The organism is Providencia huaxiensis, assembly GCF_002843235.3.
GTDB lineage: Bacteria > Pseudomonadota > Gammaproteobacteria > Enterobacterales > Enterobacteriaceae > Providencia > Providencia huaxiensis.
The window spans coordinates 695,975-709,419 of sequence record NZ_CP031123.2; the positions used below are offsets into that span (position 1 = coordinate 695,975).

Here is a 13,445-nt window from a genome sequence, read left to right on the forward strand (position 1 = left end):
GTGTAATGACTGAGTTAGAAAGCCTATTTCTTTCTTTAAATGTCATAATTATTGGGAAATTGAATACACATAAAATAGTAGGGGACAGGAATGATATTTAATCCAGCTGAGCATCGTTGTGCTATCGTCGTTAATCAGGATTTATCTAACGGGTTGGCTATGAATGCCGCTAGTGTGATTGGTGTGAGTTTAGGAAATAAAGTTAACAATATAGTAGGGGAAGATTTGAATAGCACGGATAATATTAATTACCCCGGGGTGATTTATGTGCCATTACCGATTTTAAAATCACCAGAGCAGTATATTAAAGAGATTGAAGTGGCTGCATTAAAGGTAAATGAAATATACGTCATTCCTTTTAGTTTGCTCGCTCAGTCTTGCCGGACTTATGATGAATATCAGCAAAAACTATCTGAGCAGCAATATAAAGATATTCAATTGGCAGGGATCGGCTTGGTGGGGAATAAAAAGGCAGTTACTCAGCTAATTGGCCATTTACCTTTGTTTAGATAGGAATAATAGCAGATAAAGTAGAGGCTCTATAAAGAGCCTCAAATTGGTTAGTACATCACTTTGTGACCATAACTTTCTAGAATACTTTTAACTCGTTCCATCACTTCTTTTGATGGTGGTCTAACGCCATCTAGTTTGTATTCTTCACCCATGGTTTCCCATTTGTGTTTACCAAGTTCGTGGTAGGGCAGTAATTCGATTTTTTCGATATTGCTCATATCTTTGGTAAATTCGCCCAGTAAATGTACTGAATGGTCGTCATCGCTCCAACCTGGCACGACAACATAGCGTACCCAAGTTTTCTGGTTGCGTTTGGCAAGGTAACGAGCAAATTCCAAAGTACGATGATTAGAAACACCTACTAATTTTTGATGAATATCGTCATCGATTTGTTTTAAATCTAACATCACCAAGTCAGTGACATCCATCAGTTCATCAATCACTGGGTCGTAGCGGCGCACGAATCCATTGGTATCAAGGCAAGTATGAATATTCTCTTTTTTACAGGCACGGAACCAGTCACGTATAAATTCAGCTTGTAAGATAGCTTCTCCGCCTGAGGCGGTAACACCTCCGCCAGTCGCATTCATAAAGTGGCGATAGGTTACGGCTTCTTTCATTAATTCTTCAACGGTAACAATGTTGCCACCGTGGGTATCCCAAGTATCGCGGTTATGGCAATACAGGCAGCGCATTAAGCAGCCTTGAAAAAATACAATAAAACGGATCCCAGGGCCATCGACGGTTCCGCATGATTCAAATGAATGAATACGGCCGAGTGTGGTTGGGGTTTCTGTCACATTAGTCGTCGCTATTGTTTTGGTTTTAGTATCATCGATAGACATAGCAGGCACTCCAAAATATCCTTCATACCGCAAAATTTAGAGAAAAATATCGTTGCTGGTATAGATAAAAAGACCCCGTAAAGCGGGGTCTTTAATTTACTTTAATTTTAATGAGCTAATTATTACATTGTACTGGTGAAAGTACGAGTAATAACGTCTTGCTGTTGTTCTTTAGTCAGTGAGTTGAAACGTACAGCATAACCAGATACACGGATAGTCAGTTGTGGGTACTTCTCTGGGTTTTCCATTGCATCTAACAGCATTTCACGGTTCATAACGTTAACGTTCAGGTGCTGGCCGCCTTCAATAGACGCTTCGTGGTGGAAGTAACCATCCATCAGACCCGCTAAGTTAGTTTTACGAACGTCGTCATCTTTACCTAATGCATTTGGTACGATAGAGAAAGTATAAGAAATACCATCTTTCGCGTAAGCAAATGGCAGTTTAGCAACAGAAGTCAGTGAAGCTACCGCACCTTTTTGGTCACGACCGTGCATTGGGTTTGCACCTGGTCCGAATGGCGCACCTGCACGACGACCATCTGGTGTATTACCTGTTTTCTTACCATACACAACGTTAGATGTGATGGTCAGGATTGACTGAGTTGGTACCGCGTTACGGTAAGTAGGCAGTTTCTGAATTTTCTTCATGAAACGTTCAACTAAGTCACACGCGATATCATCTACACGAGAGTCGTTGTTACCAAATTGTGGATATTCACCTTCGATTTCGAAGTCGATAGCGATACCGTCTTCATCACGAATTGGTTTAACTTTCGCATATTTGATTGCAGACAGTGAGTCAGCAGCAACAGATAGACCCGCGATACCACAAGCCATGGTGCGGTAAACATCACGGTCATGTAGTGCCATCAGTGAAGCTTCATAGCTATATTTGTCATGCATAAAGTGGATGCAGTTCAGTGCAGTGACGTACTGAGTTGCTAACCAGTCCATGAAGTGGTCCATTTGGTTCATCACAGTATCGAAATCTAAGACTTCATCCATGATTGGCGCATGTTTAGGACCTACTTGCATTTTCAGTTTTTCATCAACACCACCGTTGATGGTATACAGCATGGTTTTCGCTAAGTTTGCGCGAGCACCGAAGAACTGCATTTGTTTACCAACAATCATTGGGCTGACGCAACATGCGATTGCGTAGTCATCGTTATCGAAATCTGGACGCATCAAGTCATCGTTTTCATACTGAACTGATGAGGTATCGATAGACACTTTCGCCGCGAATTTTTTGAAATTCATTGGCAGTTTTTCTGACCACAGGATAGTCATGTTTGGCTCAGGAGATGGGCCCATGGTATACAGTGTGTTCAGGAAACGGAATGTGCTTTTCGTTACCAGAGTACGACCATCAAGGCCCATACCCGCTAATGATTCAGTTGCCCAGATTGGGTCACCAGAGAACAGCTCATCGTATTCAGGCGTACGTAAGAAACGTACCATACGCAGTTTCATGACTAAGTGGTCAATCAGTTCTTGCGCTTGTTGTTCGGTGATTTTACCTGCTTCTAAGTCACGTTGGATATACACGTCTAAGAAGGTAGAAACACGACCAAATGACATTGCAGCACCGTTTTGTGATTTAACTGCGGCTAAGTAACCGAAGTAAGTCCACTGTACTGCTTCTTGTGCGTTTGTTGCTGGTGCAGAAATATCGTAACCGTATTTTGCAGCCATTTCTTTCATTTGACCCAATGCACGGTGCTGTTCAGCAATTTCTTCGCGCAGTTGGATAGTCATTTGTAAGTCTTCACCTTTTTCTAATCTTTCTTGCAAAGAGGTGAATTGGTTAAATTTGTCTTTCATCAGGAAATCAATACCGTACAGTGCAACACGACGGTAGTCACCGATGATACGACCTCGACCATATGCATCAGGCAGACCTGTTAAGATACCTGATTTACGGCATTTTAAGATGTCTGGCGTATAAACGTCGAAAACACCTTGGTTGTGAGTTTTACGGTATTCAGTGAAGATTTTTTTGATTTCTGGATCTAAAGTACGGTCGTATGCTTTACATGAGCCTTCAACCATTTTGATACCACCGAACGGGATAAGACCACGTTTCAGAGGTGCATCAGTTTGTAAACCAACGATTGTTTCTAATTCTTTAGTAATATAACCAGCATCATGGGAAGTGATGGTTGATGCGACATCTGTGTCAAAATCAACTGGCGCATGAGTGCGGTTTTCGATTTTGATCCCTTCCATGACTTTATCCCACAACTTGTCAGTTGCTGGAGTAGAGCCTGCTAAGAAAGATTCATCACCTTCATATGGAGTGTAGTTTTTCTGGATGAAGTCACGTACATCGACGTTGTCCTGCCAGTTACCTTGGTTAAAACCTTGCCATGCTAAAGCGAATTTTTCATTTAACTCGGACATGATACTTTTACCTTTTAACAATGGATCTTTTAGGGATCTTAATAAATCTTTTCGTGTGTGTCAGTGGCTATTAGTGTTTTTGGCCACTACGTAAATGCATAAACCAATAAATGAGGCCGACTAAAATCGCGCCGCCAATAATATTCCCGATAGTGACTGGAATTAAGTTATCTGTAATAAAATTACCAACCGTTAGATGTGAAAATTGGTCTGGAGACATATTTATTTGAGACCAATATTCAGCAGGAGCGAACTCTTTAATCATAATGCCTAACGGGATCATGAACATGTTTGCGATACTATGTTCAAAACCGCTCGCCACAAACATCGCGACAGGTAAAACTAAAACGACCAGTTTATCAGTTAAACTACGGCCGGAGTAACTCATCCAAACCGCAAGGCAAACCATTAAATTTGCTAAAATTCCTAATGCAACAGCTTCAATAAAGGTATGGTGTAATTTATGGCTGGTGGTTTGTAATACATTTAACCCCCATTGGCCATTGGCTGCGGTGTATTGCCCTGCAAACCAAATTAGTGCAACAAAGAATAACGCACCAATTAAGTTACCAATATAGACATTAAACCAGTTGCGGAACATTTGCCCCCAAGTAATTCTACCTGTGGCTTTTGAGACGATAGTGAGTACGGTGGAGGTGAAAAGGTCTGCGCCACATACAACCACTAACATCAGACCTAAGGAGAAACAAATCCCGCCAATAAGTTTAGTGAAACCATAAGGCGCTTCAGCTGCCCCGGTTGTTGCTGTGATATAGAATACAAACGCGATAGAGATAAAAATACCGGCAGTGAATGCTGACAAGTAAGTAATTGCAGGATGTTTATTTGCCTTATAAAAAGAGGCATCATCTGCGACTTGCGCCATTACAGCTGGTGGCAATAAATTAAAAGGGTTGTCAGCTTTCATACCAACACTCTCTTACAAAGTTGATTAATTATAGCACGCAATAATAGTAACAAAGGGGATAAATGGGAAATTTGATATGGATCATGAACTCGCTAGAGAGAGAGGTAAAAATGGTTAATGCAATGTTAAAATCAAGCGTAACCTAATGAAATAAATGATAAAAATATTTTTTAAAATTTATTAAAAATTTTTATAAAGTCAATTTTAAGCATCAGAATAAGTAAAAATATACGCGTAAATGTTAACTATTTAACATGAATATGATCCCTTTGGCATAAAATTTAACTTATGTTTGCATAATACCCTATTTAATTAGGGGGGATCCCGATATATCTTTCTTAGCTAAACTGTCTTTTTGCAATATTTATCTAACAATTATGCAAATAATAAAAGATTCATATAAATTAATCTATGAATTAAAGTGATATGTCTTAATGAAGTAATCCGTTTTTATCGTTATGGCTAGGTATAAAACTCAATATTTTCCAGTGTATTCAGTTCTTGCTCGATGCGTTCACGGCTCGTTAATAGTATTTTGATGACCTGATCGATTTTTTGCTCATTGATACGGAAAGTGGGGATAGACACGCTAATTGCTGCTATGATTTTATCCCGCTGACGTAACGCGACAGCATAACAGGTTGTCTCTTCATTTATTTCTTTATTATCAATTGCATAGCTGTTTTTTCTGACGTCATCAAGTTGCTGGCGTAGTTCCGCTAGAGTTTGCACACTGTATTGAGTTAAAGGGGTAAAACCCGAAGGGTAAAGCTGGGAAATTTGCTGGTCACTGTAATTGAAAATCATGGCCTTACCCAGTGCAGAATATATAGCAGGTAAGCGAGTACCAATATTAGAGATTAATTGAACTTTTTGCGCTGATTGAACTTTATCAATGTATAGCACATCAGCACCATCTAAAATCCCCATTTGGCACACTTCATTGCATTCATCTACGATATGTACCATTTCCCGATGAACCATTTTGAGCCAATAGGATTTTTCGAAAAATGAGCGGGAAAGGAGCGAGCAGGCGATACCTAAATAATATAGTTGGCTATTGTCATCATAATTAATATATCGATGTTCAACCAACGTTTTTAAGATAGGATAAATCGTCCCCTTTAAGATTTGTGTTTTATCAGAAAGTTGTGTCAAAGAAAGCCCAGTATTTTCAGCCGATAAAACTTGCAGTATTTCTAATACCCGAATTGTCGGCATGTGCCCCGTAGACATTAAACTACCTCCCTGATTAATTTTGTCGCTATTCTAGGTTTAAAATACCACTATGTAAATCATCTCAGAAATACCTTTAGTCTCAAATTGGTCATTCTTAATGATGGGTAAAGTCATCCAAAAGGCGTGAGCTTGCTCAAAATTTAGTAATAAAAAAAACAACTCCCAGCCAGTTTAATGGCTATTTTCTCACTTTAAATTCCTTTTTAATCAAATTGTTATATTTGGACTATATATGGATTGAATGAATTTGACTCAATCAGTAATTCATGATTTCTTGTTGTTTGTTTTTATTTGTGAATGCAGTTTGTATATATGAACAATAATCAGCAAGGAGATTATCGGTATGGAAAGTCGTTATATCACGCCAGTAGTGACCATTTTTGATGACAAAGGTCGAGTGGATACAGAACAAAACATACGTGTTTATGACTCATTGAAAGGCAAGGTCTCTGGTTTTGTCACTATGGGCAGCACGGGGGAATTTTTTGCGCTCAATATGCAGAGCTCAAAAACATTAATCGACCTATGTGGTCGTTATCCAAAGGAGGAAATGCGTGTTTATGCAGGGGCAAGCCGCCTTGATGTGCAAGAGTCGATTGAATTAGCTAACTACGCATACGAAAAAGGAATTGATGGAGTGATGATTATCAGTCCATATTATTTTCCGTTGGATGATGAAGGTGTTTTTCGTTTTTACAGTACGATAGCAGCAAAAACATCTGCTAACATTTTCATTTATAACTTTCCTGAACGAACAGGTTATTCTGTCTCTCCAGATGTTTGCCTACGTTTAGCGGATAAATACCCCAATATCATCGGGTTGAAAGATACCATTCCTGATACGACTCATACTGCCCAAGTAATTGAAACGGTGAAATCACGCTTGCCTCATTTTGAGGTATACGCAGGTTACGATAATAACTTTGCTCATGTGATGCTATCGGGAGGAAATGGTTGTATTGGTGGGCTTTCAAATATTGTTCCGCAATTTTTCGCATCATGGATGCAGGCGTTTACCCAAGGTGATTTAGCGTTAATAGCGAAACACCAACAACGAGTAGACCAATTGATGGCTATATATGGTGTCAATGCGCCATTTATCCCAACCTTTAAAAAAGCGTTGCAACTAAAAGGTGTGATTAATTCAGACTATTGTACAGCTCCATTTATTGGGTTGAACAATAAACAGGTTGAGCAACTTCAGCAGTTATTAACCCTTGCTGATTCACCACTCTGACTTTTCCTGAATCAAACACAATAGAACATCTTATCAACAGGGAAAAATATCATGGCGACAATCAAAGCTTATAACAATCCTGTTTTAAATTCTGCGATAGCTAAATCGTGGAAACGTTTAGTACCTCTGATGTTTATTTTATATTTTGTTGCATTCATTGACCGGGTCAATGTGGGTTTTGCTAAAGATGCAATGCAAGTCGACATTGGTTTGTCTGATTCTGCGTTTGCTTTTGGTGCAGGTATTTTCTTTGCGGCATATGCGCTGTTTGGTATTCCCGCTAACTTAATTTTAAACAAAATTGGCGCACAAAAATGGCTGAGTATTACCACGGTAATCTGGGGCGTTCTGTCTGCAATGACAGGTTTTGTCACCAATGAGACGCAATTTATTATTTTACGCTTCCTATTGGGGTTGGGCGAAGCCGGGTTTTATCCAGGTATTCTATTATTAGCTTCCATTTATTTCCCCAACAATGTACGCGGCTCTGTAATTGGGATCTTCGTTTTAGGCGTACCTTTGGCGTTGACGCTGGGCTCACCATTATCAGGCGCATTACTGGAATTGCATGGCTGGTTAGGTCGGCCGGGTTGGTTCTGGATGTTTGTTATTGAAGGCCTTCCTGCTGTTGTGATTGGTATTTTTGCTTTCTTTTATTTGGATGACAGCCCTGAAAAAGCGCGTTTTTTAACTGAAGAAGAGAAAAAGGCCCTAATAGAACAATTAGCAAAAGAAAATGCAAAAACGGAAACCACATCGGTATCATCCGCACTGAAAAATATCAAAGTTTGGCACCTTGCACTGATTTACGGCACGATCCAAATTTCAGTATATGGTTTGATGTTCTTTCTGCCTTCCCAAGTTGCATCCTTAATGGGGGAAAGTTTAGGCTTTAAACAATCATTAGTTGCTGCAATACCTTGGGCTTGTTCTGCATTTGGGGTGTATTACATTCCTCGTTTTGCCGACCGCCATCCAACCCGTCGCATCGAAATCTCAGTTTTGTGTATGTTAGCTGCCGCATTAGGCTTGGCATTGTCAGCATTTGCTAGCCCTGTTTTTGCTATTGCGGCGTTATGTTTAAGCGCGGTTGGCTTTTTATCCGTTCAACCAGTGTTTTGGACGTTTCCACCTCAGTTATTAAGCGGCCCTGCATTAGCGGCAGGAATTGGTTTCTGTACCACTATGGGGGCATTTTGTTCATTCCTCGCACCAATAATTCGTGTTGAAGTCGATAAAATGATGAATAGCAATACCGCAGGTATCGTGACATTAGCGGTGATCACCGTCGGTTGTGCCATCTTAATCGCATTACTTAAAAAAAACGCCCACAACAATAACATAAAGGCTTTGTCATCCCATTAATGGCATGCTTTCTGGAAGGTGAGATATGCAAAAAATATTAAGAATCGATGAGAGCGACAACCTAATTGTTGCCTTAAAAGACCTGCAAGCAGGAGAGGCTTATCGCTGGGGAAATGAAGACGTGACCCTAGTGACAGATGTTAAAGCAAAACATAAGTTTGCGATCGAAGCGATACCTATTGATGGCATTGTTTCGATGTATGGCACCGCAGTAGGAAAAGCCACAAAGCCAATCGCAAAAGGAGAAGTTATCACCGTTGATAATATTCGCCATTACGCAGCCCCAGTTTCTTTAGAACAAGACGTACCATATGAGTGGAAAGCCCCTGATGTGTCTGCATATCAAGGGCGCACGTTTAAAGGCTATGTCCGTGAGGATGGGCGAGTGGGAACCGCAAATTACTGGCTGATCTTTCCATTAGTATTTTGTGAAAACCGCAATGTAACAAAACTTACTGATGCCTTAAATGAAGCATTAGGTTATACCAATAATAGTTTGAAAAACTTTGCATTAGATTTAACTGTGGGTGAGCAAGGGGGCGTCGCAAAACCTAAATTATTCCCACATATAGAAGGCGTGCGTTGCATTACGGTCACGAGTGGTTGCGGTGGCGCGACCTCTGACAGTAAGACCATGTGTGATGTGCTTGCTGCCTATGCGGATCACCCCAATGTCATCGGTATTACCGTCTTCAGTTTGGGCTGTGAAAAAGCACAGCGCAAAATGTTTAAAGAGTCACTCGCCGCTCGTAACCCCAATTTTGCTAAACCTGCACTTTACTTCCGCCAGCAAGAATGGAATAGCGAAGAAGAAATGATGCAAACCGCTTTGAAGCAAACTTATGAATGCATGAAGGCTGTCATACCGCAATCACGTATGGATGTTCCGTTGTCCCATTTAAAACTCGGTGTGAAATGTGGTGCTTCTGACGGTTTTTCTGGGATTTCGGGTAATCCAGCGATGGGGCTAGTCTCTGATTGGCTCGTCACGTTGGGGGGCGCATCTGGGTTAGCTGAATTCCCTGAATTGTGTGGTGCAGAAGGGGATATGGTGAAACGATGCATCTCTTTTGAGGATAAGAAAAAATTCTTAGACTTGATGGAATGTTATGAAAAAACAGCGAATTTCTTTAATACTACGATTGCGGATAACCCGAGTCCCGGCAATATTGCGGACGGATTAATAACCGACGCGATTAAATCGACGGGAGCGGCTAAAAAGGGCGGAACATCACCGATTAGTGCGGTGTGCGACTATGCGGAGCCAATGCCAGACAGCGGGTTATCATTAGTTTGCACGCCGGGTAATGATGTTGATGCGGTCACTGGCCTCGTTGCTGCAGGCTGCAACGTAGTTATTTTTTCGACAGGGCTCGGAACTCCCACAGGAAACCCGATTGTGCCAGTTTTAAAAATATCGACTAATAGCGCAATTGCAACACGTTTGTCAGACATGATTGATTATGATTGTGGGCCAATTATTGATGGGGTTCCATTACCTACAATAAGTAAAGGGTTATTTGAACGGGTGATTGAAACGGCAAGTGGTGACTATCAGGTCCAAGCGGATCGGCTAGAGCAGTTTGATTTCTTATTATGGAAACGTTCATTGGATTTATAATTAATATAAACCAATAAAATGTAAAAATGTTGACGGGGTGATCTCCCCGTCAACGAATCAATTCACATTATGCATTGTCACGCTTTGCTTTTTGCAGCTTTTCATAAGCTGCCAGCAAGGCTTGGTGCGCAGGAAGTGCTTTCAGTTCTTCGTCAATCGACCACAAACCATAAAAGCATGCTTCCCCAGCGATAGCAGCGGATGCCGCATCTACTGCTTCTTGCCCATACATACGTACAAATGCGTTGTAGTATTGCGCAGGGTCACGCTCTTCTTCTTGGGATAACAACAACAGGGTTTGCAAGCAACGATAATAATTTGCACGCTCAGCAGTAAATACCGAACTATTGAAGTCTTGTGTCCATTCAACCCAAGCAAGTGCTTGCTCAAGATCACCACCCGCCAGTGCCAACATAGATTTTAGCTCGCCAATACGCAGGTTACTCCACCCATTGTCTTTACCTACAGCCAAACCGAGTAATTCACGAACACGGGTAAAATCATCTAAACCGTCATCATCTAGTTGCTCGATAAGGGCAAGATAATCTTGTTTTTCCCATTGGCTATCAGGCAGGTTGATAATGGTGTCGCGTAAATAAGCGCCCATCGCGTTATTTGCGATATGTAAATCTTCTACTGGGTAAATATCAGACATACCCGGGACTAAAATACGGCAAGCGTAGACAACCAAATGGTTATAATCTGCAATATAGACTTCAGCATCTAATGTATTGAAAATACTGATAAGTGTTGCAAATTCTTCTTGAGTTGTGCCTTTAAAGCTCCAATCTGCAAAGGCATAATCGGCATCATCTTTAAACAAATCCCAGCTAATTAAACCGCTTGAATCAATAAAGTGTGTTTCAAGGTTTGTGTGTTCAGCCACTTCCTCGTCATCAAAGGTCGGCGCATTAAACACATCGAGGTCTTTTAAGCCACGGCCTTGCAGCAATTCGGTGACGGTACGCTCAAGAGCAACACCAAAGTCAGGATGAGCACCAAATGAGGCAAAACAAGTCCCGTTCTGTGGGTTAAATAATACCACACAAATTACAGGGTATTGGCCGCCCAGTGATGCGTCATAACAGAAAATTGGAAAACCTTCTTTTTCTAAGGTTTCAACGGCTTCAACTACCGCAGGGTAGCGTGCCATGACGTCAGCAGGGATAGCCGGTAAGCTAATACTATCAGCGATGATTTTATTTTTCACAAAGCGTTCAAAGACTTCGGAAAGGCCTTGTACACGCGCTTCGTTGGCGGTATTTCCCGCAGACATTCCGTTAGAAACATATAGGTTGCCAACGATATTCATTGGAATGTACACGGTTTGGTTGTCTGATTGGCGGGTAAATGGCAGAGCGCAGATACCACGTTCTTCATTGCCGGACTGTAAGTCAATTAATTGGCTAGCGGCTAAGGCGTTGTCGGGGTCATAAAACTTAATCAAACGATTGTCTAATAACCCTTCAGGTAAACTGTCATCTTCGGTTAATGGGAACCATTTTTCATTAGGATAATGAACAAAATCCCCTTCAGCGATAGATTTACCGAGGTAAAAGTCCGCAAAGAAGTAATTCGTTGATAAACGCTCAAAATACTCACCAAGCGCTGAGGCTAATGCGGCTTTTTTGCTCGCCCCTTTACCATTAGTGAAGCAAAGCGGGCACGCTTTATCGCGAATATGTACAGACCAAACGTTGGGAACAGGGTTTAACCAAGAGGCTTCTTCAATATCAAACCCTAATTTCTTTAATTTGGTTTGAAATGCATCGATGGAATCTTCAAGAGCGGCATCTTTGCCGGGAATAAAAGTTTGGCTCATTGTCAGTCACTTGTGAATAGAGTGTTTCAAACGGCCTATGATACGGATTTTTGTCGTAAGCCTCACGCTTTTTATTTGTTCACAGATAAATCATCTTAAAATTCATTATTTATCCTAAAATAATTGTATAGGTCACATAAAATTCAGCATAATTCCACATAATAACTGAAGTTTATTAATGAAAGGAAAATAGGATGAAAAACAGAAATAAAGCGCTTTTAGCGACATTGGTTTCACTGTTTGCCGTATCTGCTATCGCTCAACCTAATATTATGGTATTGGCGACAGGGGGAACGATAGCAGGTGGTGGTGATTCAGCCACATCTTCCAGTTATCAAGCGGGTAAAGTCGGGATTGATGCTTTAATTAATGCCGTGCCAGAAACCAAAAAAATTGCCAATTTAAGTGGTGAGCAGTTGGTGAATATTGGTTCACAAGATATGAATGACCAAGTCTGGCTGACACTGGCGAAAAAAATTAACCAAGATTGCGATAAAACAGATGGTTTTGTAATCACTCATGGTACTGATACTTTAGAAGAAACGGCATTTTTCCTTGATTTAACCACGCAATGTAAAAAGCCAATTGTCTTGGTTGGTGCAATGCGTCCTTCAACAGCTTTGGGCGCTGATGGTCCTTTGAACCTGTATAATGCAGTAGTTTTAGCGACGGATAAGTCTGCTGGAGAGCGTGGTGTTTTGATGGCAATGAACGATAAAGTCGTGCAAGGCCGTAATGTGATGAAAATGAGCACCACTGAAGTACAGGCATTTGATGCCGTTAATAGTGGGGCAGAAGGTTTTATTCATGATGGTAAAGTCACCTATTTCCAAGCACCACAACCACGTGGTGACAAAGCGGCATTTGATGTAAGCAAACTCGAAAAGCTTCCTGCGGTAGGTATCGTTTATAATTATGCGAATGCATCAGCAGCTCCTGTGAAAGCCTTGAGAGAAGAAGGGGTTGAAGGAATTGTAAGCGCAGGTGTGGGTAACGGTAATATGTATAAAGTGGTATTTGACGCTTTAGCAAAAGCAGCGAAAGAAGACGTGGTTGTCGTTCGTTCAAGCCGTGTACCAACAGGTTATACAACAAGAAATGCTGAAGTAGATGACAATTTATATGGTTTTGTAGCTTCAGAAAGGTTGAACCCGCAAAAAGCGCGTGTATTGCTGCAATTAGCCTTAACCCAGACTAAAGATCCCCAGCAAATTCAGGCATTATTTGAAAAATATTAATTATCAAAACAAGTGTTAATTCAATACAGCGGGGTGCAGTAGCCTGTACCCCGTTAGTTTTATTGTTGCTAAGAAATTTCATATTTATGTACGTTATTTTTCAGCATAACAACATTTATCCTAAGCATTTCACTCAATATCTGATTTTTTTTAAGACAATTAGGTCAATGTGGTGATAGAACTTTGAGAATTCCTACAAAATAGAAAAAATTAAGGTACAAACAGTTAATTT

10 protein-coding genes are annotated in these 13,445 nt (G+C 40.8%); 5 read left to right on the forward strand and 5 right to left on the reverse strand.

Annotated elements, in window-relative coordinates:
• Positions 1-90 precede the first annotated feature (90 nt).
• The gene (locus CYG50_RS04610; protein WP_102138460.1) at positions 91-513 is read left to right on the forward strand and encodes a DUF2000 domain-containing protein; all 423 of its coding nucleotides are present in this window, start codon (positions 91-93) and stop codon (positions 511-513) included.
• 47 nt (positions 514-560) lie between these two features.
• Here the strand turns inward: CYG50_RS04610 and pflA are convergent, their stop codons facing one another.
• The 4 genes from pflA to CYG50_RS04630 form a co-directional block, all read right to left on the reverse strand.
• Positions 561-1,358 (reverse strand): pyruvate formate lyase 1-activating protein, encoded by a 798-nt coding sequence (pflA, locus tag CYG50_RS04615; protein ID WP_232368198.1) that lies wholly within the window; start codon positions 1,356-1,358, stop codon positions 561-563.
• Between the two features lie 122 nt (positions 1,359-1,480).
• Positions 1,481-3,763, reverse strand: coding sequence for a formate C-acetyltransferase (gene pflB / locus CYG50_RS04620; protein WP_102138461.1), 2,283 nt, complete (start codon positions 3,761-3,763; stop codon positions 1,481-1,483).
• Positions 3,764-3,833: 70 nt separating this feature from the next.
• Positions 3,834-4,691 carry a formate transporter FocA gene (focA, locus tag CYG50_RS04625; RefSeq protein ID WP_102138462.1) on the reverse strand — a complete coding sequence of 286 codons (858 nt, stop codon included), beginning with the start codon at positions 4,689-4,691 and terminating at the stop codon, positions 3,834-3,836.
• Positions 4,692-5,153: 462 nt separating this feature from the next.
• Positions 5,154-5,927: an IclR family transcriptional regulator gene (locus CYG50_RS04630; protein WP_102138463.1), complete on the reverse strand. Its 774-nt coding sequence runs from the start codon at positions 5,925-5,927 to the stop codon at positions 5,154-5,156.
• Between the two features lie 346 nt (positions 5,928-6,273).
• On the opposite strand from CYG50_RS04630, the gene CYG50_RS04635 reads away from it, so the two are divergent.
• The 3 genes from CYG50_RS04635 to CYG50_RS04645 are packed head-to-tail and all read left to right on the forward strand — an operon-like array spanning position 6,274 to position 10,153.
• Complete coding sequence (locus CYG50_RS04635; RefSeq protein ID WP_102138464.1) at positions 6,274-7,167, forward strand: dihydrodipicolinate synthase family protein; 894 nt, start codon at positions 6,274-6,276, stop codon at positions 7,165-7,167.
• 51 nt (positions 7,168-7,218) lie between these two features.
• Positions 7,219-8,532: an MFS transporter gene (locus CYG50_RS04640; protein ID WP_102138465.1), complete on the forward strand. Its 1,314-nt coding sequence runs from the start codon at positions 7,219-7,221 to the stop codon at positions 8,530-8,532.
• A gap of 25 nt (positions 8,533-8,557) precedes the next feature.
• Entirely contained in the window at positions 8,558-10,153 is a 1,596-nt protein-coding gene (locus CYG50_RS04645; RefSeq protein ID WP_102138466.1) for a UxaA family hydrolase, read from the forward strand.
• A 67-nt stretch (positions 10,154-10,220) separates the two neighbouring features.
• On the opposite strand, the gene ycaO is transcribed toward CYG50_RS04645, so the two are convergent.
• Entirely contained in the window at positions 10,221-11,975 is a 1,755-nt protein-coding gene (gene ycaO, locus CYG50_RS04650; RefSeq protein ID WP_102138467.1) for a 30S ribosomal protein S12 methylthiotransferase accessory factor YcaO, read from the reverse strand.
• 194 nt (positions 11,976-12,169) lie between these two features.
• Here ycaO and ansB point away from each other — a divergent pair, with 194 nt between their 5' ends.
• The gene (gene ansB / locus CYG50_RS04655) at positions 12,170-13,213 is read left to right on the forward strand and encodes an L-asparaginase 2 (RefSeq protein ID WP_102138468.1); all 1,044 of its coding nucleotides are present in this window, start codon (positions 12,170-12,172) and stop codon (positions 13,211-13,213) included.
• The last annotated feature ends 232 nt before the right edge of the window (positions 13,214-13,445 follow it).

Excerpts from the sequence above, each read along its gene's own strand:
- pflB (WP_102138461.1), bottom strand. The coding sequence starts at position 3,763 with ATGTCCGAGTTAAATGAAAAATTCGCTTTAGCATGGCAAGGTTTTAAC.
- ycaO (WP_102138467.1), bottom strand. The coding sequence starts at position 11,975 with ATGAGCCAAACTTTTATTCCCGGCAAAGATGCCGCTCTTGAAGATTCC.
- CYG50_RS04635 (WP_102138464.1), top strand. The coding sequence starts at position 6,274 with ATGGAAAGTCGTTATATCACGCCAGTAGTGACCATTTTTGATGACAAA.
- CYG50_RS04610 (WP_102138460.1), top strand. The coding sequence starts at position 91 with ATGATATTTAATCCAGCTGAGCATCGTTGTGCTATCGTCGTTAATCAG.
- ansB (WP_102138468.1), top strand. The coding sequence starts at position 12,170 with ATGAAAAACAGAAATAAAGCGCTTTTAGCGACATTGGTTTCACTGTTT.
- CYG50_RS04640 (WP_102138465.1), top strand. The coding sequence starts at position 7,219 with ATGGCGACAATCAAAGCTTATAACAATCCTGTTTTAAATTCTGCGATA.
- CYG50_RS04645 (WP_102138466.1), top strand. The coding sequence starts at position 8,558 with ATGCAAAAAATATTAAGAATCGATGAGAGCGACAACCTAATTGTTGCC.
- pflA (WP_232368198.1), bottom strand. The coding sequence starts at position 1,358 with ATGTCTATCGATGATACTAAAACCAAAACAATAGCGACGACTAATGTG.
- focA (WP_102138462.1), bottom strand. The coding sequence starts at position 4,691 with ATGAAAGCTGACAACCCTTTTAATTTATTGCCACCAGCTGTAATGGCG.
- CYG50_RS04630 (WP_102138463.1), bottom strand. The coding sequence starts at position 5,927 with ATGTCTACGGGGCACATGCCGACAATTCGGGTATTAGAAATACTGCAA.